Annotated in this window: 22 protein-coding genes; 10 read left to right on the forward strand and 12 right to left on the reverse strand. The window is 73.8% G+C overall.

Annotated features, from left to right (window positions below):
- Positions 1–25 precede the first annotated feature (25 nt).
- The gene (locus Apa02nite_RS21585) at positions 26–715 is read left to right on the forward strand and encodes a CBS domain-containing protein (protein ID WP_203826583.1); all 690 of its coding nucleotides are present in this window, start codon (positions 26–28) and stop codon (positions 713–715) included.
- Positions 716–732: 17 nt separating this feature from the next.
- Here Apa02nite_RS21585 and Apa02nite_RS21590 read toward each other — a convergent pair whose 3' ends face one another.
- The 3 genes from Apa02nite_RS21590 to Apa02nite_RS21600 all read right to left on the reverse strand — a co-directional run bounded on the left by Apa02nite_RS21590 (position 733) and on the right by Apa02nite_RS21600 (position 2456).
- A complete protein-coding gene (locus Apa02nite_RS21590) occupies positions 733–1233 on the reverse strand; it encodes a hypothetical protein (protein WP_203826584.1) in 501 nt (166 codons plus the stop codon).
- A gap of 144 nt (positions 1234–1377) precedes the next feature.
- On the reverse strand, positions 1378–1566 hold the full coding sequence (locus Apa02nite_RS21595) for a DUF1918 domain-containing protein (protein ID WP_203826585.1): 189 nt from the start codon (positions 1564–1566) through the stop codon (positions 1378–1380).
- Entirely contained in the window at positions 1563–2456 is an 894-nt protein-coding gene (locus Apa02nite_RS21600; RefSeq protein ID WP_203826586.1) for a universal stress protein, read from the reverse strand. The genes Apa02nite_RS21595 and Apa02nite_RS21600 overlap by 4 nt, the downstream gene beginning before the upstream one ends.
- Before the next feature lie 172 nt (positions 2457–2628).
- On the opposite strand from Apa02nite_RS21600, the gene ppdK reads away from it, so the two are divergent.
- Genes ppdK through Apa02nite_RS21615 form a run of 3 tightly spaced genes read left to right on the forward strand, consistent with a single transcriptional unit; the run spans position 2629 to position 7412 of the window.
- Entirely contained in the window at positions 2629–5268 is a 2640-nt protein-coding gene (gene ppdK / locus Apa02nite_RS21605; RefSeq protein WP_203826587.1) for a pyruvate, phosphate dikinase, read from the forward strand.
- A gap of 12 nt (positions 5269–5280) precedes the next feature.
- Positions 5281–5661 carry a hypothetical protein gene (locus Apa02nite_RS21610; protein WP_203826588.1) on the forward strand — a complete coding sequence of 127 codons (381 nt, stop codon included), beginning with the start codon at positions 5281–5283 and terminating at the stop codon, positions 5659–5661.
- A gap of 53 nt (positions 5662–5714) precedes the next feature.
- Positions 5715–7412, forward strand: a complete 1698-nt coding sequence (locus Apa02nite_RS21615) for a GAF domain-containing sensor histidine kinase (RefSeq protein ID WP_239164458.1) — start codon at positions 5715–5717, stop codon at positions 7410–7412.
- Between the two features lie 160 nt (positions 7413–7572).
- Here the strand turns inward: Apa02nite_RS21615 and Apa02nite_RS21620 are convergent, their stop codons facing one another.
- The 6 genes from Apa02nite_RS21620 to Apa02nite_RS21645 form a co-directional block, all read right to left on the reverse strand.
- Positions 7573–7785 (reverse strand): DUF1918 domain-containing protein, encoded by a 213-nt coding sequence (locus tag Apa02nite_RS21620; RefSeq protein WP_067706045.1) that lies wholly within the window; start codon positions 7783–7785, stop codon positions 7573–7575.
- 116 nt (positions 7786–7901) lie between these two features.
- Positions 7902–10421 carry a cation-translocating P-type ATPase gene (locus Apa02nite_RS21625; RefSeq protein ID WP_239164459.1) on the reverse strand — a complete coding sequence of 840 codons (2520 nt, stop codon included), beginning with the start codon at positions 10419–10421 and terminating at the stop codon, positions 7902–7904.
- Between the two features lie 49 nt (positions 10422–10470).
- Positions 10471–10944: a flavodoxin domain-containing protein gene (locus Apa02nite_RS21630; protein WP_203826589.1), complete on the reverse strand. Its 474-nt coding sequence runs from the start codon at positions 10942–10944 to the stop codon at positions 10471–10473.
- Positions 10945–11015: 71 nt separating this feature from the next.
- Positions 11016–11576 (reverse strand): DUF2267 domain-containing protein, encoded by a 561-nt coding sequence (locus Apa02nite_RS21635; protein ID WP_203826590.1) that lies wholly within the window; start codon positions 11574–11576, stop codon positions 11016–11018.
- 85 nt (positions 11577–11661) lie between these two features.
- The gene (locus tag Apa02nite_RS21640) at positions 11662–13269 is read right to left on the reverse strand and encodes an ABC transporter permease (RefSeq protein WP_203826591.1); all 1608 of its coding nucleotides are present in this window, start codon (positions 13267–13269) and stop codon (positions 11662–11664) included.
- Complete coding sequence (locus tag Apa02nite_RS21645) at positions 13253–14170, reverse strand: ABC transporter ATP-binding protein (RefSeq protein WP_203826592.1); 918 nt, start codon at positions 14168–14170, stop codon at positions 13253–13255. The genes Apa02nite_RS21640 and Apa02nite_RS21645 overlap by 17 nt, the downstream gene beginning before the upstream one ends.
- Positions 14171–14277: 107 nt before the next feature.
- On the opposite strand from Apa02nite_RS21645, the gene Apa02nite_RS21650 reads away from it, so the two are divergent.
- The 3 genes from Apa02nite_RS21650 (at position 14278) to Apa02nite_RS21660 (ending at position 16467) form a co-directional block, all read left to right on the forward strand.
- Entirely contained in the window at positions 14278–14715 is a 438-nt protein-coding gene (locus Apa02nite_RS21650; RefSeq protein ID WP_203826593.1) for a putative universal stress family protein, read from the forward strand.
- A 21-nt stretch (positions 14716–14736) separates the two neighbouring features.
- Positions 14737–14904 carry a 2TM domain-containing protein gene (locus Apa02nite_RS21655; protein ID WP_344573200.1) on the forward strand — a complete coding sequence of 56 codons (168 nt, stop codon included), beginning with the start codon at positions 14737–14739 and terminating at the stop codon, positions 14902–14904.
- Between the two features lie 75 nt (positions 14905–14979).
- A complete protein-coding gene (locus Apa02nite_RS21660) occupies positions 14980–16467 on the forward strand; it encodes a GGDEF domain-containing protein (RefSeq protein WP_203826595.1) in 1488 nt (495 codons plus the stop codon).
- Positions 16468–16507: 40 nt separating this feature from the next.
- Here Apa02nite_RS21660 and Apa02nite_RS21665 read toward each other — a convergent pair whose 3' ends face one another.
- Positions 16508–18232, reverse strand: coding sequence for a glycerol-3-phosphate dehydrogenase/oxidase (locus tag Apa02nite_RS21665; protein WP_203826596.1), 1725 nt, complete (start codon positions 18230–18232; stop codon positions 16508–16510).
- A gap of 22 nt (positions 18233–18254) precedes the next feature.
- Complete coding sequence (gene glpK / locus Apa02nite_RS21670) at positions 18255–19718, reverse strand: glycerol kinase GlpK (RefSeq protein ID WP_203826597.1); 1464 nt, start codon at positions 19716–19718, stop codon at positions 18255–18257.
- 98 nt (positions 19719–19816) lie between these two features.
- Here glpK (Apa02nite_RS21670) and Apa02nite_RS21675 point away from each other — a divergent pair, with 98 nt between their 5' ends.
- The 3 genes from Apa02nite_RS21675 to Apa02nite_RS21685 all read left to right on the forward strand — a co-directional run bounded on the left by Apa02nite_RS21675 (position 19817) and on the right by Apa02nite_RS21685 (position 23132).
- Positions 19817–20602: an IclR family transcriptional regulator gene (locus tag Apa02nite_RS21675; protein WP_203826598.1), complete on the forward strand. Its 786-nt coding sequence runs from the start codon at positions 19817–19819 to the stop codon at positions 20600–20602.
- Complete coding sequence (gene glpK, locus Apa02nite_RS21680; protein ID WP_203826599.1) at positions 20599–22071, forward strand: glycerol kinase GlpK; 1473 nt, start codon at positions 20599–20601, stop codon at positions 22069–22071. The genes Apa02nite_RS21675 and glpK (Apa02nite_RS21680) overlap by 4 nt, the downstream gene beginning before the upstream one ends.
- A 161-nt stretch (positions 22072–22232) precedes the next feature.
- Entirely contained in the window at positions 22233–23132 is a 900-nt protein-coding gene (locus tag Apa02nite_RS21685; RefSeq protein ID WP_203826600.1) for a universal stress protein, read from the forward strand.
- 20 nt (positions 23133–23152) lie between these two features.
- Here the strand turns inward: Apa02nite_RS21685 and Apa02nite_RS21690 are convergent, their stop codons facing one another.
- Complete coding sequence (locus Apa02nite_RS21690) at positions 23153–24025, reverse strand: universal stress protein (RefSeq protein WP_203826601.1); 873 nt, start codon at positions 24023–24025, stop codon at positions 23153–23155.
- Between the last annotated feature and the right edge of the window lie 202 nt (positions 24026–24227).

A 24227-nucleotide genomic window follows, 5' to 3' on the forward strand; every position in this document is an offset into this window, starting at 1 on the left:
AGAGGACGACAGAAGGGGGAGAGCGGTGAAGACCTGGAAGATCGGCGACGTGATGACCCGGGACGTGGTGTCGGTGAACGAGGACGCCTCCTATCACGACCTGGTGGATCTGCTGGTGGGCAGGCGGATCAGCGCGGTCCCGGTGGTCGACGGCTTCGGCCGGGTGACCGGGGTGGTCTCCGAGGCCGACCTGCTCCGCAAGATCGAGTACGGCGGTGACGAGCAGCCCCGGATCTTCGAACGACGCCGGCGGCGCGGCGAACGGGCCAAGGCCACCGCGCGGACCGCGTCCGGGCTGATGAGCGCGCCGCCGGTGGTCGCGCTGGCGAGCATGCCACTCGCCGCCGCGGCCCGGCTGATGGACGCCAACGGCGTCAAACGCCTCCCGGTCACCGACGATCTCGGCCGGCTGGTCGGCATCGCGTCGCGGGGTGACCTGCTGCGCACCTACCTGCGTACCGATGACGAGATCCTCGCCGACGTGCGCGCGGAGGTGCTGCGGCCGTTCCTGGCCGACGAGGCGGACGGGGTCACCGTCACCGTCACCGGCGGCGTGGTCGGCCTGTCCGGCCGGGTCGACCGCTGGTCGTCGGCCGATATCGCGGAACGTCTCACTCACCAGGTGGCCGGGGTGATCGAGGTGTCCTCGGCGCTGTCCTACGCCCTGGACGACCGGAAGGTGGAGGCCCCGCCCGGGCCCTTCGGCACCTACTGAACCACCTACTGAACCACCTACTGAGCCCGGCCGGCCGGGGTCGAGGCGCGCTGCTGTTCCGCCAGCGACAGGTACAGACGGCTCCAGTCCCGGTGTTTCTGCTCGGTGTGCCGCAGAGCCTGGGCGCGCGAGGACAGCCGCCACCGCCACAGCGCGGTGACCCGTAGCTCCCGGTCGGTCATCCGCCGGTACCGGGGATCCCGATGGGCGGCCTGGATACGCACCCGGTCGGTCTCGCGCTCGAGGCCCCGGCGCCACCGGGCCCGGCAGCGTTCCGCCTCCCGCAGGCAGGCCGCGGCCTGCTCGTTCCAGTTCAGCCGGCACTGACGGCAGCCGGGGGACACCCAGACCGGCCAGTACCGGGGATCGCCGCCGCGCGGGGAGACGAGCCGCCCCGCGCACGGCACGACGCCGTCGGGGCGGACCAGCGGGCAGGCCCCGTCCGGCTCCGGCCCGTGACAGGTCCCGAGCAGTCGTCCGGTGGCCGGGCTCCGGATCTCGATCGTCTGGCTTCGCATCGTCCCCGCCTCCTGATGACCGGTGACCTCTCCTCCTGTCAGTGTCGGGACCGGGGCGGGAAGGTCAGCAGGGCCGAACGGACCGGTACGAAGGGGCGAGTGCCGGTGGTCCGGCACTCGCCCGCACGATCGACGGCTCGCCGGTCACAGGACCGGTTCGATCCGGCTTCCCAGACCCGGGAACAGCAAGGTGGTGTGCCCGCTGTCGAACCAGCGCACCCGGTAGGGCGGAAGCCCGCCGGGCCGCCCCACCGCGGTGATCACGCCGATCCGGCGCCGGCCGTTCCGCCCGGCCGGCTCGATCACGATCAGGTCGCCCTCCCTCGCCCTCACGGCCCGACCCGGGTTCCGCTGCGTTCCGCCTCGTGCTCCTGGTGCTCTTCCTGCTCCTCGTGCTCGTGCACGATCGCGACCGGGCAGCTCGCATACCGCAGCAGGTGCCGGCCGGCCGAGCCGAGCAGCAGGCCACGCACCGCACCGCGCCCGCGGCTGCCGATCACCACCAGCTGAGCGGTGTCACCGGCGGCCACCAGCGCGTTCGACGGGTCCGCAGTGACGGCTCCGGCGTGGATCTCCAGGTCCGGGAACTCGGCACGGACCGCGGTGACCACGGCGTCGAACGCGTCCTGATCGCCGTCGGCCGCGCGGTGCTCGCCGTCGGGCGGCCCCAGCCGGAGCACCCGCAACGCGACCTTGCGGCCGGCGGCCTGCTCGGCGGCGAACCGCAGCACGACCGGGGCGAGCGGGGAGCCGTCGACGCCGGCGACCACGGGCGCGCCTGCGGCCGACCGGCCCTGGACCACCACCACGGTGCAGTGCGCGTGCGCGCCGACCGCCGCGCCGACCGAGCCGAGCAGGCCGGCCAGGGCGCGGTGCCCGCGGGAGCCGACCACGATCATCGCGGCCTGCTCGGACTGCCGGGCCAGCGCGGTCGAGGCGAGCGCGCGCACGGTCGTGGCGGACACCGGCACCAGCGGATGGGTCTTCCGGGCCGTGGTGACGGCCCGGTCCAGCACACCGCCGATCACCTCGTCCACGTAGTCGTCCGGACGCAGAGCGGGGGACGGCACCATGCTCGCGGCCGGTGCCCAGAACGGCCACTCGTCCGCGTACACCAGTGCGGCGTGCGCCCCGGTGCGATCCGCTTCGTCGAGCGCCCAGGTCAGGGCGACGCCGGCGGCGGGCGACCCGTCGAACCCGACGACGATCTTCTTCTCGGCCATGGCTGCAGGCCTCCTCTCCGATACCTCCACCCTCATCGGACGCGTTCGGGGCGCGGACCGGCAGGGCTTCAGGTCCCGCCGGACCGGGCCGACGGCCCTACTCCGCGGGCCCCGCCCGGGGCTACCAACGAAGGAGGAGCACGAATCGTCAGGGAACGAGGGTGGGATTCAGGTGTCTGGATACGTGTACGACTTCGTCGACGGCAACAAGGACCTCAAGGACCTGCTCGGCGGCAAGGGGGCCAACCTTGCCGAGATGACGCGGATGGGCCTGCCGGTCCCGCCCGGGTTCACCATCACCACCGAGGCCTGCCGCGCCTACCTGCGTACCGGCACGCTGCCGGCCGGGCTGCTCGACGAGGTCGAGGACCACCTGCGCGGCGTGCAGGCCGCGCTGGGCAAGACGTTCGGCGACCCGGACGACCCGCTGCTGCTGTCGGTGCGGTCCGGCGGGAAGTTCTCGATGCCCGGGATGATGGAGACCATCCTGGACATCGGCCTGAACGACACCAGCGTGACCGGCCTGGCCCGGGTCAGCGCCGACGAGCGGTTCGCCTGGGACTCCTACCGGCGGCTGATCCAGATGTTCGGCCGGACCGTGTTCGACGTGCCCGCCGAGGCGTTCGAGGCCGAACTGGCCGGCTTCGGTGCGACCGAGCTGGACGCGGGAGAGCTGCGCGACCTGGTCCGGGCGTACCAGAAAGTCTTCGAAACCCACACCGGGCGCGCCTTCCCGCAGGCGCCGCACGAGCAGTTGTTCCTCGCCATCGGCGCGGTGTTCCGTTCCTGGAACGCCGAGCGGGCCGTGCTCTACCGCCGGCAGGAGCGCATCCCGCAGGATCTGGGCACCGCGGTCACCGTGATGGCGATGGTCTTCGGCAACCGGGGCGACGACTCCGGGACCGGGGTGGCGTTCACCCGCGATCCGGCGACCGGCCGGCGGGGCAGCTACGGCGACTATCTGGGCAACGCCCAGGGCGAGGACGTGGTGGCCGGCATCCGCAACACCGTCCCCCTGCACGAGCTGGCCACCGTCGACGCCGCCTCGTACGAGCAACTGCTCGCCGTCATGCAGCGGCTCGAGGACCACTACCGCGACCTGTGCGACATCGAGTTCACCATCGAGGGCGGCAAGCTGTGGATGCTGCAGACCCGGGTGGGCAAGCGGACCCCGGCGGCCGCGTTCGTGATCGCCGCCCAGCTGGTCGAGGAAGGGGTGATCACCCTCGACGAGGCGCTGCGCCGGGTCACCGGCGAGCAGCTGGCCCACCTGATGTTCCCCAGCTTCGACGAGGCGGCCGCCCCGCCGCCGCTGACCACCGGAGTGCCGGCCTCACCCGGCGCCGCGGTGGGCGCGGTGGTGTTCGACTCGGCGGCCGCCGCGGCCGCGACCGGGCCGGTCATCCTGGTGCGCCGGGAGACCAACCCGGACGACCTGCCCGGCATGATCGCCGCGCAGGGCATCCTGACCGCACGCGGCGGCAAGACCTCGCACGCCGCCGTCGTCGCCCGCGGCATGGGCAAGACCTGCGTCTGCGGAGCCGAGGACCTGCGGATCGAGGGCGACACGTGCACCGTCGGCGGCCGGACCGTGCGCGCCGGGGACGTGATCTCGATCGACGGTGGCAACGGCCGGGTCTACCCCGGACCGGTCCCGGTGCACCCGTCGAGGGTGGTGCGGTACTTCGAGGGCGAGGTGGCCGCGGACGGCGACCCGCTGCTCACTGCGATCGAGCGGCTGATGGACCATGCCGGGCAGGTCGCCCGGCTGGGCGTGCACGCCAACGCGGACACCGGCGCGGACGCGGCCCGGGCCCGGCGGTTCGGTGCGACCGGGGTCGGCCTGTGCCGCACCGAGCACATGTTCCTCGGCGACCGGCGGGTGCTCGTCGAGCGGCTGATCCTGGCCGAGGACGCCACCGAACGGGAGGCGGCGCTGGCCGCGCTGCTGCCGTTGCAGCGCGCCGACTTCGAGGAACTGCTGACCGCGATGGACGGGCTGCCGGTCACCGTGCGGCTGATCGACCCGCCGCTGCACGAGTTCCTGCCCCCACTGGAAGAGCTGACCGCCCGGGTCGCGCGCGCCGAGGCACTGAACGAGGACGCCGGGCACGCCGGGGTGCTGCTGAACGCGGTCCGCCGGATGCACGAGTCCAACCCGATGCTCGGGCTGCGCGGCGTACGCCTGGGTCTGGTCGTTCCCGGTCTGTTCGAGATGCAGGTCCGCGCGGTCGCCGAGGCCGCGGCGGCACGGGCCGCCGCCGGCGGCGACCCGCGGCCGGAGATCATGGTGCCGCTGGTCGGCACGATCCAGGAGCTGGAGATCGTACGGGCGGAGGCCGAGCGGGTGCTCGCCGCCGTGCCCGGCGCACCGCCGATCCGGATCGGCACCATGATCGAGGTGCCGCGGGCGGCGCTGACCGCCGGGGAGATCGCCGGTGCCGCCGAGTTCTTCTCCTTCGGCACCAACGATCTCACCCAGATGACCTGGGGTTTCTCCCGTGACGACGTGGAGGGCGCGTTCTTCGGCCGCTACCTGGAGCTGGGCGTCTTCGCCGTCTCGCCGTTCGAGAGCCTCGACCGGTCCGGCGTCGGCGAGCTGGTGCGGATCGCGGTCGACCGCGGTCGCGCGGCCCGGCCGGACCTGACCGTGGGCGTCTGCGGCGAGCACGGCGGCGACCCCGCCTCGGTCCGGTTCTTCCACGACGCCGGCCTCGACTACGTGTCCTGCTCGCCGTTCCGGGTGCCGATCGCCCGGCTGGAGGCGGGCCGGGCCGCGGTGGCCGGGACGGCCGGCTCGGACAGCCGATAGGAGAGCAGAGAGATGACCATCGCACTCGACGGGCGGCCGGCCACGGCCGCCCCGGCGGGCCCGGTCAGCACGGGCTCGGTCACGGTCCTGCCGGTGACCGACGGCGATCGCCCGGTCGGGGCCTGGATCGTCGGCCCGGACACCGCCGTCTACCGCCCGGTCGTCGACGTCACCCGGCTGGCAGGAGCGGCCCTGGCCGCCGCCGGCGCGGTGGCGATCGCGGTGGCGGCCGGCGCCGCGGCGCGGTCCCGCCCGGCGATCGGCGCGGTCACCATGGGCCCGGGTGGCTGGGTCAGCATCAAACGCACCGGGTGCCCGCCGCTGCGCTCCGCAGAACACCGGCCGTGGTGGGCGCGACTGATCGGCGCGCACCGCTTGGTCCCGGTGAAGTAGGTCGATTCGTCAGGACGATTCCGCCGCCCGGTCCCGCGCTCTAGGCTGACCGCATGGCTGAGCTACCCACGTTGGGGCTCCCCCCGCTGTCCCGGGTGCGTCTGGACGAGCTGCTGCAGGAGATGCTGGATCGGGTCGGCGACGTGGTGGCCAGCCGGGAGCGGCTGCGGTCCCTGCTCGACGCGGTCGTCGGCATCGGCACCGACCTTGACCTGCGCAGCACGCTGCAACGCATCGTGGAAGCCGCGTGCGCGCTGGGCGGCGCCCGGTACGGCGCGCTCGGCGTGCTCGCGCCCGACCACGGCAGCCTCTCCGACTTCATCACCCACGGCATCGACCCGGCGACCCACGCCCGGATCGGTGACCTCCCGCACGGCCGGGGCGTCCTCGGCCTGCTGATCACCGACCCGCAACCGGTCCGTCTCCCCGACATCCGCAAACACCCGCATTCGTTCGGATTTCCGCCGAACCACCCGCCGATGCACAGCTTCCTCGGTGTTCCGGTGCGCACCCGGGACCAGATCTTCGGCAATCTCTACCTCGCCGAGAAACGGGGCGCCGCGGAGTTCACCGACGACGACGAGGAGCTCGTGGTGGCCCTGGCCGCCGCCGCGGGCATCGCGATCGACAACGCCCGGCTCTACGAGCTCGCCCAGCGGCGCGGGCGCTGGCTGGCGGCCACCGCCGAGATCACCGGGGTGCTGCTCGGCACCGTGCGGCGCACCGAGGCGCTGCGGCTGATCGCTCGCCGGGCCCGGGAGGTGGCCGGCGCCGAGCTGGTCCTGGTGATGCTCTACGACGAACCGAACAGCCGGTACACCATCGAGGTGGCCGACGGCGCCGACCCGGCGTACGCGGCGCTGGCCGGGCAGCTCGTGCCGGTGGACAAGGACGCCGCAGCGGCCTTCGGGCAGGAACGATTCCGCCCCCTGGACAACCTGCGCACGGTGACCGAATGGCCGGGCGAGGTCCCGGCCGTGCCGGCCCTGGCCGCCCCGCTCGCCGTCGCGGACTCCCTGCAAGGTGTGCTGATCGTGACGCAGGCCCCCGGCCAGCCGGCCGAGGACCAGGACGCCGTGCTGCTGTCCACCTTCGCCGGGCAGGCCGCGCTCGCCCTGGAACGGGCCCGGGCCCAGGAGGAACGCCGGCAGCTGGCAGTGCTGGAGGACCGTGAGCGGATCGCCCGCGACCTGCACGACGTGGTGATCCAGCGGCTGTTCGCCACCGGCATGCAGCTGCAGGGCACCGTGCACCAGGCCGGTAAGCCCGAGGTGGCCAAGCGGATCAACGCCGCTGTCGACGACCTCGACGCCACGATCCGCGACATCCGGCGTTCGATCTTCGAGTTGCGTGCACCCACCGGGCCGTCGCTGCGCGGCGAGATCCGCGAGCTGGCCGAGGAGGCCACCGCGGGCCTCGGTTTCCGCCCGACCCTGGACACCAGCGGACCGGTCGACAGCGCGATCCCCGACGACATCGTGCCCGAGCTGCTGGCCGTGCTGCGCGAGGCGCTGTCCAACGTCGCCCGGCACGCGCAGGCGACCCGCGTCCGGGTCGTTGTCTCCGCCACCGGTGATCACGTCGTGGTCTGCGTGGAGGACGACGGGGTGGGCGCCGACCCGGACCGGGCCCGTGGCGGCCTGGTGAATCTGCGCGGGCGGGCGGAGGACCTCGGCGGCAGCTTCGAGATCGGGCCCGGCGAGGGCGGCGCGGGCACGGCCGTCATCTGGCGGGTCCCGCTCACCCGGTGACCTGCGCCATCCGGTCCGCGGGCCACGGTCACCGCGCGGCGCGACCGGCCGGGTGTGCCCCGAGCCGCGCCACGCCCGCCATCAACAGGGCGGTCAGCACAGATCAGTGGGCACCGGGATACCGCGGACGCTCCCGAGGCGTACGGTCTGCCGCACGGTGTTACCGCCCCGGGCCGACCGGGCTGCCGTGCGCGGGGGCGATGTGCGCCTCCGGGCCGGGGAAGAAGAGCGTGGTGCGCCCGTTGTCCAGCCAATGCACCCGATACGGCGGGCTGCCGTCCGGATGGTCGATGCCGACGATGATGCCGATCCGTCGTTCCAGGCCGAGGTGGGTGCCCTCGACCACGATGTGGTCGTTGATCCGAGCCTGCATGGCCGGCCTCCGATCCGTGGCGTGGGTGGCCGTGCTGACCTTCCCTGTACCGATCGTCCGGCTGCCCGGCCGGTCGGCGGAAGAGGAACAGGGCCCGTCCGCGGCGGCCGGGTGGCTCAGTGCCGCCGCCCGGTGAGCCGCAGCAGGGTGCCGGGCGCGGCGGCGACCGCGACACAGGCCAGGATCGTCGCCGCGGTCAGCGGTTCGGTGCCCAGCAGCGTCCGCAACGGTCCGATCAGCACCCCGGCGACCTGCAGCAGCAGGCACCCGGCGACCGCGGCCGGCAGGGCGAGACCGCGCGGCGTCCCGGGCGCCGCCGTGGCCCGGACCGCCAGCGCGACACCGAGCTGGGCCAGGCCGAGGACCAGGTACATCACCGTCTGCCACGGCAGTTCCAGCCGGTGCGCGGTGACACCGGCGGCCAGGGTCACCGCCGCGAGCAGGCCCCCGCCGATCAGCACACCGCGCAGCAGGCCGGCGCCGAGCACCGACTCCTGCGGCGAGCGCGGCGGCCGGCGCAGTACGTCGGCCTCGGCGGGTTCGGCACCGAGCGCGACACCGGGCACCCCGTGGGTGAGCAGGTTGATCCAGAGCAGCTGGGCCGGCAGCAGCGCCAGCGGCATGCCCAGCAGCGGACCGGCCAGCATCACCAGCAGCTCGGCCAGGCCACCGGAGAGCGCGTAGCGCAGGAAGCGGCGGATGTTGTCGTAGATACGCCGGCCCTCGCCGATCGCATCGGTCACGGTGCCCAGGTTGTCGTCGACCAGGACCAGCTCGGCCGCCTGCCGGGCCACTTCGGTGCCACTTCCCATCGCCACGCCGATGTCGGCGCGGCGCAGCGCGGGCGCGTCGTTCACCCCGTCGCCGGTCATCGCCACCACCTCGCCGCGCTGTTGCAGCGCGGCGATGATGTCCAGCTTCTGTTCCGGCTGGGTCCGGGCGTACACCCGGGTCTTCGCCACGTCGTCGCCGGTCAGCCGGCCCCGGTCACCCTCGGCGACCGCCTCGCCGGCGGGCAGGATCCCGAGCTGCCGGCCGATGGCGGCCGCGGTTCCCGGGTGGTCACCGGTGATCAGAAGCAGACGTACGCCGGCCCGCTCGAACGCCTGCGCGGTGTCTCGCGCGGTGTCTCGCAGCGGGTCACCGATGCCGACCAGCCCGGCCGCCCGCAGCGGTAACGGCCCAGCCGGGTCCGGGCGGCCGGTGGTCTCCGCGGTGGACACCGCCAGCACCCGCAACCCGTCGGCGGCCAGCTCCGCGGCCGCGGCCAGCAACGCCGCGTCGCGCCCGGGGTCGAGCACCGCCTCCGGCGCGCCCTTGCGGACCACCAGGTAGCCGTCGGCCCGGCGGTGCACCGTGGTCATCCGACGCCGGGCCTGCTCGAACGGCAGTTCCGCGACGCGGGGCGCGGCGGCGCGCTCGGCCTCCGGATCCAGGCCGCACCGGGCGGCGAAGGTCAGCAGGGCGGCCTCCATCGGGTCGCCGGCGGCCGCCCATCCGGTACGGTCGCCGTCCGGCGCCAGCAGGCCCGCGTCGTTGCACAGCGCCCCGGCCCGGGCGAGCGCCCGGAGCGGGCCGCCGTCCGGGACCGTGCCGCCGTCGCGGCGCCGCACCCGCCCGGCGGGGTCGTACCCGGCGCCGGTGACCGTGTGCCGCACGCCGTCCGCGGTGACCGCGCGCTGCACCGTCATCTTGTTCTCGGTGAGGGTCCCGGTCTTGTCGGAGGCGATCACGGTGACCGAGCCGAGCGTCTCGACCGCGTGCAACCGGCGCGGGATGGCCCGGGTCCGGGCCATCCGCCGGGCACCGAGCGCCAGCGCCAGGGTGACCACGGCGGGCAGGCTCTCCGGCACCGCCGCGACGACCAGGCTCACCGCGGTGATCGCCATCCGGACGAACGGTTCCCCGGCGAGCAGACCGAGCGTGAAAACCAGCGCCGACACCGCGACCGCGGTCAGGCCGAGGATCCGGCCCAGCGCGGCGAGGCGCCGCTGCAAGGGGGTCGGCCCCGGCCGGGTGCCGGCCACCAGGGCGGAGATCCGGCCGAGCGCGCTGGCCGCGCCGGTGCGCAGCACGGTGCCGGCCGCCCGGCCGCCGGCCAGCACGGTCCCGGCGCCGGCCGCCTCGGTCACGTCGCGGTGCACCGGTACCGATTCCCCGGTCAGCGCCGACTCGTCGAAGGTGGCCCGCTGCGCCTCGGTGAGGTCCAGGTCGGCGGGGACGACGTCACCGGCCTCCAGCCGGACGTGGTCACCACGGACCAGCCCGGCGGCCGGCACCAGCTGGTCCCGGCCGTCGCGGACCACCCGGGCGACCGGTGCGGCCAGCCGGTCGAGTGCGGCGATGGCCGCGTCCGCCCGGATCTCCTGGACCACGCCGATCACCGTGTTCACGGCCACCACCAGCACGATGATGACGGTGTCCGGCAGGTCGCCGAGGGCAGTGGTCACCGCCCCCGCGGCCAGCAGCAGCGCGACCAGCGGGTCGGCCAGCTGGCGGCCGACCCGGCGCGCGACACCGCGGCGCGGGGGAGCGGCCACGACGTTCGGGCCGTCGGCGGCGAGTCGCGCCGCGACCTCGGCCGCGGAGAGGCCCCCGACGGTGGGACCGGTGGTTCCGGCCAGGCTGGTCGTCACGGCGGCCTCCTCGATGCCGGGCCGGGCGCGGTGGCCGGTCCGATGTGCTTCAGACGGTGCCGCTGATCGCCAGAACCTTGCGGGTCCACTCGCCGATGGCGGCCCAGTCGCGCAGGTCGGCCCGGATACCGCGGCGCCGCGGCCGGTCCGCGCCGCCGAACAGGCCCACGGCGACCGGTGTCAGCCAGGGCTGCCGGTCCAGCGCCCGGTCCAGTTGCTCCGAGCTGCGCAGCCAGGCCTCCTGCTCGTCGCGGCGCGGGCCCATCCCGAACACGGCCACGGGGACCGCATCCAGGTCGTCCCGGTGCCGGGCGAGGAAGCGGTGTGCGTCCCGGTGCCAGCGCCCGGAATAGAGCGGAGCGCCGACGACGATCAGGTCCCAGCCGGTCAGTGGTCCGCTGACCGTCCGGGCCGGCTCGACCCGCACCTGGGCGCCTTCGGCGGTGGCGGCGGTCGCCACCGCTTCGGCGACCTCCCGGGTGGTGCCGTTCTTGGTGGCATAGGCCACGAGGATGTTCGTCATCTCGCCACCTCCCGACTCCAGCTTGGGCCGGGCCGTTCCGGCCGGTAAGGGCCGAAGGTCCGCGGACGCGGTCACCATGGGTCGTGCAGCGACGCGGCAATGAGCAGTTCGGTGTTCCGGCGGGCCGCCCGCGCCAGCTGGTCCGGGTCCAGCTCGGCGACGTCCGGCTCCCGGTGCACCGGCGGTTCTGCCCGCTCACCGGTCTCGGCCGGGCCCCGCAGGATCCGGCGGATCGGATCCGGTAGCACCTCCAGGACCTGGTCGACCTGACCCGGCGACATCCGGTCGCGCAGCTCGGCGGTCACCACCGCGGCCGCGGTGTCGACCTCGTCGACCGGGATCTGCGCCTCGAGGGCGAAGCGCCGCCGGTACTGCTCCGGCCCGTATTTGACCGGAGCCCGGCCGGGTTGCCAGCCGTCGTAGAAGGCGCCACGGAAGAGTTCCGGGAGCTGGGCGGCGAAGTCCGCGGCCACGGCGGCCGGCAGCCGGTCGCGCAGGGTGTGCAACCAGGCCCGCAGGATCCGGTGCGCGGCGTGCCGGTCGCCGTCGCCGAAGCGCCTGGTGATGCCGGCGAGCCAGTTCTGTGCGGTGTGCACGGCGTGGTCGAACACGTCGATCGTGGTGGATGCCATGATGCCTCCTCACGTTCCATGAACCCCCTTCCCAGCCTGATCTCGGCCTGGCCGGCCGGGGCAGAGCCGTTCGGCCCGGACTCGGTCAGGACAACGCGGACCGGCGGCGTCCTGCCACCAGCAGCCCGAGCGCGGCCCATCCGGCGAGTACGGCCAGGTGACCGGCGGCGACACCGGCGCCGGAGGCGTCCGGGCGGGTCGCCGCGAGGACCGCCTGCAGCAGGTGGCGCAGCGGGAAGAGGTCCGCCACGGTGGTGAGCCAGCCGGGCAGCGGCCGGTCACCGACGACGAAGATCTCCGACGCGAAGCAGAGCGGCAGCAGTGTCCCGAGCGTGACGGCGACGATCGACCGCGCGGAGGGCAGCAGCGCGGCCACCGCCAGGCCCAGCGCCGCGAAGCACAGCGATCCGGCGACGATGGTGAGCAGCAGGGCCGGCAGCCGGACCGGGTCCAGCCGGACCCCGAGGAGCCCGGTGCCGACCGCGGTGAGCAGCACGGCGGCGAGCAGCGAGACGAGCAGCGCCGCGCTCGCCCGGCCGGTGAAGTACCAGCGGAACCGCAGCGGTGTACCGCGCAGCCGCTTGAGCACCCCGGCGGACCGGGCGACGACCACCGACTCCGGCATGTCGACGTAGGCGGTGAGGGCGGCGGTGTACGTGATCATGCCGGCGAACAGGTACTGGGCCAGGGGCATCCCGTGCACCCGCCCGTCGCCGAAGACGGTCGGGAACAGGGCCAGCAGCAGGGCGGGGAAGACCAGCGAGAAGAAGACCGAGAGCAGGTTGCGGCGCAGGCCGAGCAGCGCATAACCGATCTGTCCGGCCAGTGGTGACCGTCGCCGCGCCCTCGGCCGCGAGAGGTGCGGCCGGGCGACGACGTCCGGCTCCGTCGTCACCCGCGGTGCCGTGGAACCACGCGGTTGCCACCCGAACCGCAGCCGGGCGGCCAGCGCGCCGGCCACGGTCCAGGCCACGATGACGGTGAGATGACCGGGTGAGAAGCCGTACCCGGGGGTGGGGTCGAAGGTCTCGGCCATGGCGCGGGCCAGATGCTTGAGCGGCAGCACCGAGCCGAGCACGTCGAGCCAGCGGGGCAGGGCCGCGCCGACGATGAAGACGTCGGAGACGAAGGCCAGAGTGATCAGCAGGCCCTGGGCCAGCGACTGGGCGACCAGCACGGTCCGGGTCAGCGAGGCCAGCGCCAGTCCCAGGGCGGCGCAGCAGGCGATGCCGAGCAGCAGGGTCACCAGCATCGCCGGGACCTTGCGCCAGACGAGCTGGACGTCGTACCCGGCCACACCCACCGTGGTCAGCAGCAGCACCGCGATCCCGGAGGCGACCACCGCGGCGGCGATCCGGGACGCGAGCACGGTCCGCGCCCGGACCGGGGTGGCGCGCAGCCGCAGCAGCACCCCGGTCTCCCGCAGCCCGGCCAGGTCCACCGCGACCAGCACGAAGGACGCCTGCGCCACGCCGAACACGGCGAACGGCGAGACCAGGTACTGGGCGATCGGCACACCGTCCGGGGTGGTCTGGCCGCCGACGATCGACGCCACGATGACCAGGAAGGCGAGCGGGAACGCGAGGGTGAAGAACGCGCCGATCGGGTTACGCGCGAAACTCCGCACCGCGTGGCCGGTCAGCGGCCGCAGCGCGGACCGGTGCCGGGTCGCGACGTCAGCCGGGCCGGTCATCGGAATCCTCCGCGGTGAGCGCCAGGTAGACGTCCTCCAACGCCGGTGGGCTGACGGCGAAGTCCAGCAGCGTGACCTGGTGCTGCACCGCCCATCCGGTGAGCCGCCAGGAGTCCGCGACCGGCTCCCGGGAAGTGACCCGTACCGTCGCCCCGGCCACCTCCGGCGGCGCGCTGAGCGCCGGCAGGTCGGCGACCCGGACCGCCGCGGGCAGCTCGAACGTGATGACCGTCGGCAGTTTGCTGGCGGCCCGCAGGTCCTCGGGGGAGCCGATCGCCAGGATGCGTCCCGCCCGCATCACCGCGACCCGATCGGCGAGTCGCTGCGCCTCCTCGAGGTAGTGGGTGGTCAGCAGGATCGTCGTGCCGAGCGCCCGCAGGTTCCCGACGAGATCCCAGGCGCGGTGCCGGGCGGCCGGGTCGAAGCCGGTGGTCGGCTCGTCGAGGAAGAGCATCTCGGGTGCCCCGGCCAGACCCAGCGCCAGGTCCAGCCGCCGCCGCTGACCGCCGGAGAGCCCCTTCACCCGGGTGTCGCGTTTGCCGGCCAGCCCGACCAGTGTGATCAGCTCGTCCGGGTCGTGCCCGCGCGGGTACAGTGCGGCCTGCAGCCGGACCAGCTCCCGGACGGTGAACTCCTCCTCGAACCCGGCCGACTGCAGCACCACCCCGATCCTCGACCGGTAGGCCGGGCCGCCGGTCGCCGGGTCACAGTCCAGTACCCGGACCGTACCGGCGTCCCGGGTGCGGTACCCCTCCAGAATCTCCACAGTGGTGGTCTTGCCGGCTCCGTTCGGTCCGAGCAGTGCGAACGTCTCGCCGTCGCCGACCGAGAAGCTGATCCCGTCCACCGCCCGCACCGGCCCGTACGCCCGGACCAGGTCGCGTACCTCGATGGTGGCCATGTTCCCACCCTCGCGCGGGCGCGCGGGCCGGCGGCAGCGCGGGAAGTCCCGCACCGGCAGGCCTTCCGGCCGCTGTCCGGCACCTGGGGCCGGTACACCCTGGGGGTATGAGGACTTCGCCCGCTCGCCCGTCCCGGTCACCGCAGCCCGGCGGCCGGATCGTGGCGGGCCTGATCGGCGCGGTCCCGGCCGAGACCGTCCTGCGGTATGCGTTCGGCGAGGCCGAGCGGTACGGCGCGGCGGTGACCGTGGTGGCCACCGGACCGGCGTCCACGGCCGACGACCGGTTCGTCCGCGACGTGGCCCGCCGGTGGGCCGACAAGTACCCGGCCGTCGACGCGACCGTCACGGTCCGGCGCAGTGTGGACGCGGTGATCACGCTGGCTGCCGCGAGCCGCCAGGCGGACCTGCTCGTGGTGGCGGCCGGAACGGATCCCCGGTCCGCGGCCATGGTCGCCGCACTGGCCCGTCTGGCGCACAGCGCGGTGCGGATCGTGGACGGCGTGTCCGATCGGCGCTGCCCGGTCGGCCCGGGCGGCAGGTGACGTCCGGCCCTGTGCCCGGCCATCGCGGTCACGTGGTGGCTGACCACCCCGGACGGATTCTTCTGGCCGATGTTCCCGCTGTTCGGGTGGGGTATCGGCGTCGCCTTCCACATCTGGGACGTGTTCGTCGGATCCGAGCCGTCCGAGGAGGCGATCCGCGCCGAGACGGACCGCCTCGAGAAGCGCTGACCCGCGCCGGATCCGCACCCGGCCGGCACCCGTCGCCGCACCCGGACCGCAACCGGTCGCCGCGAAGGTGAACGGATGTCTCCGAGCTTGCGAGCCGGCCTTCTCGGCGCCGGACTGGTCGTCGGGCACTTCACTGCGTTGCGGGTGCTGCCGCCCGGCTCGCAGGCGGCGACGAACCTCAGCGTCGGGGTGCTGATCCTGTCCGCGCTGATCGCCGCGGCCAGCGCCGGCGCCGCGGCCCGGCGCAACACCGGCCGGGCCCGGTACGGCTGGGCCGTCCTCGCCCTCGGCATGGTCGGCTGGGCGTTCGGCGAGTCGGTGTGGGCGTTCTACGTGACGTTCCGCGAGGGCCACGCCCCGTTCCCGAACGTCGGCGACTTCGGCTTCCTGCTGATGGTGCCGGGTGCGGTCGCCGGGATGGTGGCGGTGCTCGGCGTCCGGCGCGGCCTGCTGCGGGTGATGCTGGACGGCCTGGTCATCGCCGGTTCGCTGCTGTTCCTGAGCTGGGCGTTCATCCTCGAACCGGTCTACCAGGCGGGCAACCTGACGGCCGGCGCCAAGGCGATGTCGCTGGCCTATCCGCTCAGCGACGTGCTGCTGGCCGCGGTCGCGCTGATCCTGCTGCACCGGGCCGCACCCGGGCACCGGGCGACGGCGGCGCTGATCCTGGCCGCGGCGCTCGCGCTCAGCGTCGGTGATCTCGGGTTCGCCTACCTCAACCAGCACAGCACGTACACCTGTGGCGATCCGATCGACACCGGCTGGGTGGCCGGGTTCGTGCTGATGGCGCTGGCCGCGCACCGGGCCCCGGCGGCCCGCCCGGGTGACGACGCCGAGCAGAGCGTGCCGATCCTGCTGTGGCTGCCGTACCTGCCGCTGGCGCTCGCGGTGCTGGCGGCGGTGGACCTGCTGGCGAGCGGGGACCGGCTCAGCGCCTTCCTGTCCGTGCTGCTCGGCACGGTGCTGCTGCTGGTGCTGGCCCGTCAGCTGGTGGCGCTGCGGGACAACACCGCGCTCAGCCGCGACCTGCACCGGGTGGTCGCCGAGCTGCGCGAGCGGGAGAACGAGTTGCATCACCTGGCCTACCACGACCCGCTGACCGGGCTGGCGAACCGCGCCCTGTTCGTGTCGGCCGCCGAGGCGGCCCGCGACGACGAGACCCTGGCGGTGCTCTACCTCGACCTGGACGGGTTCAAACCGGTCAACGACGTGCACGGGCACGCCGCCGGTGACGCGCTGCTGATCGAGGTGGGCCGGCTGCTGCGGGCGCACACCCGGGCCGACGACCTGGTCGCCCGGCTCGGCGGCGACGAGTTCGCGGTGCTGATGCCCGGGGTGAGCGGCCGGTCCGAGGCCGAGGACCTGGCCCGGCGGCTGACCGAGCGGCTCACCCAGCCGTTCGGCATCCTCGGGCACACCGTGCGGATCGGCGCGAGCGTCGGCGTCGGCCTGCGCGAGGAGGGCGACCTCAGCGTGGACGCGCTGCTGCGCCGCGCCGACGAGTCGATGTACGCGGTCAAGTCCACCCGCCCGGGCCGTCGTCCGGTGGTCGAGCGGGTGTGATCCGGCGCGGCCCCGCCCCCGGAACCGCGCCGGATCGGTCTCACACCGCGGCGGCCAGCGGGGCCACGTCGACGGCGGCGCGGCGGGTCGCGTCCGCGGTCGCGTCGTCCGGCTGTTCCTGCGCGGCGAGCTCGGCGACGACGCGCGCCTCGTACAGCGAAATCTCCCGCTCGATGTCGTCGGCGCCCCAGCCCAGCGGGCCCGAGATCAACCTCGCGGTGGTCCGGGCCGCGGCCACGCCGCGGTCCGCTGTTTCAATCGAGATCCTGGTACGACGGGTCAGCACGTCCTCGAGGTGCCGCGCCCCCTCATGGGTCACCGCATAGACCGCCTCGGCCCGCAGATAATCCGCGGCACCCTCCAACGGCTCACCCAGTGACGGGTCCTCGGAGACCAGGTCGAGCAGCTCCTCGGTGAGCGTGCCGTAACGCTGCAGCAGGTGCTCGATCCGCGCCACCGGCAGCCCGGACGTACGGGCCAGCAGCGCCCGCCGGTTCCACGCGGCCCGGTAGCCGTTCGCGCCGAGCAGCGGGATCTGCTCGGTGCACGACGCCGGCACCCGGCTGTGCAGCTCCTTGACCGCCGCGTCGACGGCGTCCTTGGCCATCACCCGGTACGTCGTGTACTTGCCACCGGCCACCACCACCATGCCGGGCACCGGGGTGCCGACCGCGTGCTCGCGGGACAGCTTGGCCGTGGTGTCCGACTGCGCGGAGAGCAGCGGCCGCAGCCCGGCGTAGACACCCTGCACGTCGTCGTGGGTCAGCGGGGTGGCCAGGGTCTGGTTGACCTCGTCGAGCAGGTAGTCGACGTCGGCGCGGGACGCGGCCGGGTGCCCCTTGTCCAGGGTCCACTCGGTGTCGGTGGTGCCGATGATCCAATGCCGTTCCCAGGGGATGACGAACAGCACGCTCTTCTCGGTGCGCAGGATCATCCCGGTGTTGCCGGCGATCCGCTCCCGGGGCACCACGATGTGGATACCCTTGCTCGCGGTGATCCGGAACTGGTTCGGCTCGCCGGTCAGCATCGCCTGGCTCTCGCCGGTCCACACCCCGGTCGCGTTGATCACCGTGCGGGCGCGGATCTCCAGCTCGGCGCCGGTCTCGGCGTCCCGGGCGCGGACCCCGACCACCCGGCGGCCCTCGCGCAGGAAGCCGATCACCTCGGTGCGGGCGGCGACCTTCGCGCCGTAGGCCGCGGCCGTGCGGGCCAGGAACATGGTGTGCCGCGCGTCGTCGACCTGCGCGTCGGAGTAGCGGATCGCGCCGACCAGCGACTCCGGCCGCAGCGACGGGAACGCGCGCAGCGCTTCGGTGCGGCTCAGGTGCCGGTGCCGGGGCAGGCCGGCGCCGAAGCTGCCGGTGAGCGCGAGGGCGTCGTAGAGGGCGATGCCGGCGCCGATGTAGAGCCGTTCCCAGGCCCGGTGCTGCAGCGGGTAGAGGAACGAGACCGGGCGGACCAGGTGCGGGGCGAGCCGCTGGATCAGCAGGCCACGCTCCTTGAGCGCCTCGCGGACCAGGGCGAAGTCGAGCATCTCCAGGTAGCGCAGGCCACCGTGGATCAGTTTGCTGCTCCGGCTGGACGTGCCGCTGGCGAAGTCGCGTGCCTCCAGCAGCCCGACCGACAGCCCGCGGGTCGCCGCGTCCAGCGCCGCGCCGGCCCCGACCACACCCGCGCCGACCACGAGCACGTCAAGTTCTTCGCCGCTCGCCATCGCGGCGAGGGCGGCCGCACGCGACCGTGAGGAGATCACTCCGGTGTTCATTCAAATTCCTTTCGGGTACGGCCTAAGCCCAATCGAGGGTGCGGTCGATGGCCATGCGCCACCGGGTGGTGCCTTCGGTACGTCGTGACTCGGTCCACGCCGGCTGCCATCGCCGGTCCTCGTGCCGGTTGGCGCGCAACTCGTCGAGCGACGTCCAGAACCCGACCGCGAGCCCGGCCGCGTACGCCGCGCCCAGTGCCGTGGTCTCGGCCACCGCCGGGCGGCTCACCGGCACGCCGAGGATGTCCGCCTGCAGCTGCATGCACAGGGCGTTGGCGGTCACCCCGCCGTCCACCTGCAGGCAGTCCAGCTCGGTGCCGGAGTCCTGCGCCATCGCCACCACCACGTCACGGGTCTGGTAGCAGATCGCCTCGAGCGCGGCCCGGGTCAGGTGCGCCGCGGTGTGGTAGCGGGACAACCCGACGATCGCGGCCCGCGCGTCCGGCCGCCAGTACGGCGCGAACAGCCCGGAGAACGCCGGTACGAAGTACACCCCGGCGGTGTCCTCGACCTGCCCGGCCAGGGTCTCGCTGTCGGACGCGGACTCCAGGATGCCGAGCTGGTCGCGCAGCCACTGAATGGCCGAGCCGCTCGCCGCCACCGAGCCCTCCAGGGCGAACACCGGCGGCTGGTCGCCGAACCGGTAGGCCACCGTGGTGAGCAGACCGTGGGTGGAGCGGACCGGGGTGGTGCCGGTGTTGAGCAGCACGAAGTTCCCGGTGCCGTACGTGCACTTGGCGTCGCCCGGCTCGAAGCAGGTCTGGCCGAACAATGCGGCCTGCTGGTCACCGATCGCCGCGGCGATCGGCACGCCGAGACCGTCGGCCGTCCCGTAGACCTCGGCCGACGAACGGATCTCCGGCAGCATCGCGCGCGGGATGGCGAAGATGTCCAGCAGCACCGGGTCCCAGTCCAGGGTGGCCAGGTTCATCAGCTGGGTGCGGCTGGCGTTGGTCACGTCGGTCAGGTGCAGCCCGCCGGTCAGGTTCCAGATCAGCCAGCTGTCCATCGTGCCGAACAGCACCTCGCCGCGCTCGGCCCGCTCCCGCAGCCCGGTCACGGTGTCGAGCAGCCAGCGCGCCTTGGTCGCGGAGAAGTAGGTGGCCGGCGGCAGCCCGGTGCGTTCCCGCAGCAGGTCCGCGTCCAGGCCGGCCAGCTGCGGCGCGGTCCGGGTGTCCTGCCAGACGATGGCCGGTGCGACCGGGTCGCCGGTGGCCCGGTCCCAGATCACCGTGGTCTCGCGCTGGTTGGCGATGCCGATCGCGGCCAGGTCCGAGGCCACCAGCCCGGCGCCGCTCAGGGCCGCGTCGATCGTCTTGCGGACGTTCTCCCAGATCTCCCGCGCGTCGTGCTCGACCAGGCCGGCCGCCGGCAGGATCTGCCGGTGCTCGATCTGGCTCCGGCCGATCTCCACCCCGCCACGGTCGAAGATCATGAAGCGCGTGCTGGTGGTGCCCTGATCGATCGCGCCGATGAACTGCGCCACTGTGCCTCCCGCCCGATGGGCCCGCTTGCCCTTGACAAGCGCGACGTTAGGAAGCGAAAAGATCCGCGGCAACGACGAGCGTGCGACAATGTCGCACGATGCCCGGTCTCATTCAGTCCATCGAACGCTCCTCCGCGGTGCTGCGCCTGCTCGCGGACGGTCCCGGCCGCCTGCGGGTCAAACAGATCGCCGATGCGCTCGACCTGCCCAAGTCGACCGCGCAGAGCATCCTGCGCACGCTGACCCACATCGGGTTCGCCGAGCAGGACCCGCGGACCGCGCGGTACCGGCTCGGCCGCGCCCTGCTCGACCTGAGCTCCACCGGGCTCGACGCGAACGAGCTGCGCGCGCACACGCTGAACTGGGCCGACGCGCTGGCCTCGCGCAGCGGCGAGGAGGTGTACGTGGGCGCGCTGCGCGCCGGTCCCGCCGGTCAGGGCCCTGAGCTGCTGGTGGTGCACCACGTGTTCCGGCCGGACGACTCGGCGCAGTCGATGAACACCGGCCGGGTGCTGCCGGCGCACGCCACCGCGCTGGGCCAGGTGCTGCTGGCATATCGGGTGGCGGCGGCCGAGGACGTGCTGGCGGCCGGGCTCATGGCGTACACCAGAGGAACCGTGACCACCCGGCAAGCTCTCACCCGGACGCTCGCCGCGACCCGCGCCCAAGGGTGGGCTTTATCGGTCGAGGAATGGCAGGCCGGGAGGGCCGGGATCGCCGCGCCGGTGCGCACCTTCGGCGGCCTGGTGGTCGGCGCGATCGGGATCAGCGGCCCGGTCGAACGGCTCTGCGACACCCGCCGGCAGGCCCGCCCGGCCCTGGTCGAGCACGTGGTCGCGGCCGGCCGGGCGATCTCCCGCGACCTGAGCGGCCCGCAGCCGTGACCGACCGCTACATCCTCGCCATCGACCAGGGCACCACGTCGAGCCGATGCATCGTCTTCGATCGGCGAGCCACCGTGGTGGCCCTGGCCCGCGCGGAGCATCCGCAGTCCTATCCGCAGCCCGGCTGGGTCGAGCACGACGCCGCCCGAGTCTGGCGCGACGTGCGCAAACTCATCACCCGGGCACTGCGCGACGCGGGCCTGACCGCGGACAAGATCGCGGCCATCGGCATCGCCAACCAGCGCGAGACGACGGTGGTCTGGGAGCGCGCGACCGGCCGGCCGGTGGCGCCGGCGATCGTCTGGCAGGACACCCGGACCGCGCCGCTGCTCGACGGCCTGGACCCGGACGTGCTGCGGGAACGCACCGGGCTGCCGCCGGCCACCTACTTCTCCGCGACGAAGGTGCGCTGGCTGCTCGACAGCATCCCCGGGCTGCGATCAAAAGCGGACCGCGGTGAGGTGCTGTTCGGGACGATGGACAGTTGGCTGATCTGGAACCTGACCGGCGGGCTGCACGTCACCGACGTGACCAACGCGAGCCGCACCCAGCTGATGAACCTGGCCACCCTGGACTGGGACCCGGTGTTGCTGGAGATGTTCGCCATCCCGCGCGCGATGCTGCCGGAGATCCGCTCGTCGGCCGAGGTCTACGGGACGGCCGACGGTCTCGGCGTGCCGATCGCCGCGGCGATCGGTGACCAGCAGGCCGCGCTGTTCGGCCAGACCTGCTTCGAGCCGGGCGACGCCAAGTGTACGTACGGCACCGGCGGGTTCCTGCTGCTCAACACGGGCACCACCCCGGTCCGGTCGGCACACGGGCTGATCACCACGGTCGGGTACCGGATCGGCTCGCAGCCGCCGGTCTTCGCCCTGGAGGGGTCGATCGCGATCGCCGGCTCACTGGTCCAGTGGATGCGCGACGGGCTCGGCCTGATCGGCACGGCCGCCGAGATCGAGACCCTGGCGGCCACCGTGACCGACAACGGGGGCTGTTACATCGTGCCGGCCTTCTCCGGATTGTTCGCGCCGCACTGGCGCAGCGACACCCGGGGCGTGATCGTGGGGCTGACCTCGTACGTCACCAAGGCGCACCTGGCCCGGGCGGTGCTCGAGGCGACCGCCTGGCAGACCCGCGACGTGGTGGACGCGATGAACGCGGACTCCGGCCTGGCGCTGACCACGCTCAACGTGGACGGCGGGATGACCGCCGACAACCTGCTGATGCAGATCGTCGCGGACGTGCTCGACGTGCCGGTGGCCCGCCCGATGGTCGCCGAGACGGTCTCGCTGGGCGCCGCGTACGCCGCGGGCCTGGCCGTCGGCTACTGGTCCGACCCGCGTGACCTGCGGGCCAACCGGCACCGGGCCGGCCGCTGGCTGCCCACCATGGACCCGGCGAAACGCGCCACCGAACATGCCACCTGGCGCCGCGCCATCGCCGCGGCCGTGCTCTTCAGCTCGCCCTGACCGGACGAGGTGACCATCGGGCCGATGCCCAGGGCAGGACGGCACTGGGCGAACGGGCGCCGCCGAGGTCACCTGGAAGTACGGAGGCTCATCGGCACCCCCGCCGATGCGGGGGTGCCGTGCCGGTTCCGGCGCACACCGTGCGCGGTGGGGAGACGACCATGAACGACCTCGACAGACTCAGAGTGGAACACGAGGCGCGGCAACGGGCGGGCGCCCCGCACCGGGCCACGCCGTACAGCGAGGTGGTCAACCGCTACCTCAACGCCTTCTCGTACGTCGATCCGTACGTCCCGGCACCCGCGCCGCCGCCGGATCCGGCCGCGAAGCCTCACCCGGCCGGCCGGGTGATCGTGGGGGCGGACGAGCTGCCGACCGCCCACCTCGCGGTCGACCTGGCCGCCATCGAGGCCGGGCTGCGCGGAACCCCGCTGCGGATCGTGCACGCCGGCTCGTCGCCGCGCACCAGGCCGGCGCTGGACCGGCTCGCCGAGCGGGTCCGGCGTTTCGCACCGGAGGTCGCGGTCTCCACCCGGGTCACGGCCGGGATGGGACCCGCCGAGATGCTGCTGGCGGAAGCCACCGCCGATGATCTGATCGTGGTCGGGCACCGCCACGGTGCCGCTCGGGGCTCGCTGCGGCGCAGCGTCGCCGACCAGGTGGCGGCCCGGCACACCGGGCCGGTCCTGGTGGTCCGGGCACCCGGCTGGCCGACCGGCCCTGAGTCGCCGGCCCGGCCCCTGGTGGTCGGCGTGAACGGGACGGCGGCCGCCACCCGGGCGGCCGAGTTCGCCGTCGAGGAGGCCCGGGTCCGTGGCTGCGACGTCGTCCTGCTGCACGCCGTCGGTGAACCGAGTGAGGTACCCGACTGGACCGACCGGCGCGGTGGGGTCTCGGTCCGCAACCACACCGTGGTCGGTGACCCGGTGACCGAACTCGTCGCTGCCTCCGAACACGCCGCCGCGATCGTGGTCGGGCGCGACGCCGGGCGTCAGCGGCTGGGCTCGGTGAACCGCGCGGTCCTGCATCGGGCGCACTGCCCGATCTTCCTGGTCGGCTGAGCGGCGGTCGCCGGGCGACGTCACTGGTCCTGCCGTGTCTCGTGAACCACCGCGACCGTGCAGGACGAGTGACGCAACAGGTGCTGACCGACCGACCCCAGCAGCAGCCCGCGCACCGGGCCGCGTCCCCGGCTGCCGACGACGAGCAGCTGCGCGGAGGCGCTGGCCCGGACCAGTGCGGCGGCCGGATGCTCCACCACCGCGTCCGCGACGACCTCCAGCTCCGGGTGCGCCTCGCGCACCTCACCGACGAGATCGTCGAACGGCTTGCGCTCCTCGGCGGTCACGGACCGGGTGATGACCGGGCCGGTCTCCCACAGGCCGGTCACCGGTGGCCACGCACCGAGCACCCGCAACGGCGCCCGGCGGTCGGCGGCCTGGCCGGCGGCGAAGGCCAGCACTGCCGCCGAGGCGGCCGAACCGTCGACGCCGGCCACCACCGGTGCGCCCTCCGGTGCCTCGCCGCGGACCACCACGACCGGGCAGTGCGCGTGGGCGCTCACCGCGACGCTCACCGAGCCGAGCAGCCCGGCCACCGCGCTGTGCCCGCGACTGCCGACGACGACCGTCTCCGCCTGAGCGGAGCCGGCGATCAGGGCCGGCCCGGCGAACGCGATCACGGTCCTCGTCTCGGTCGTCACCGTGGGATGTGTTCGCGCGGCGGCCGTGGTGACCTGCGCCAACATGGTGGTCACGGTCCGCTGCGGGTCCTCCGGCGGGCGTACGGCCGGGGTCGGCACCATGCTCGCCGCCGGCATCCAGAACGGTTCCTCGTAGGCGTAGAGGAAGGTGACCGTGGCCGCGGTCCGGGCCGCGTGGTCCAGCGCCCAGGTCGCCGCGGCGCGGGCGTCGGGTGATCCGTCGTAGCCCACGATGATCTTCTGCTGGCTCATGGCTGCGGCATCCTTCCGGTCTCGATCGCGCTCGTCTCCACACTCGCCCCGCCCCGGGCCGGCGGGCAGGGCAGGACGGCCGGGCCGGGCGGGCCGTCCTGCCCTCGACAGCGGAGCCGGTGTCGTCAGTAGCGATATGCCAGCAACAGCGCCCAGACGATCTTCCCGTGAGGATTTTCGTCACGCCCCAGTGCGCCGCCGT

It is taken from the genome of Actinoplanes palleronii (assembly GCF_016862315.1).
GTDB lineage: Bacteria > Actinomycetota > Actinomycetes > Mycobacteriales > Micromonosporaceae > Actinoplanes > Actinoplanes palleronii.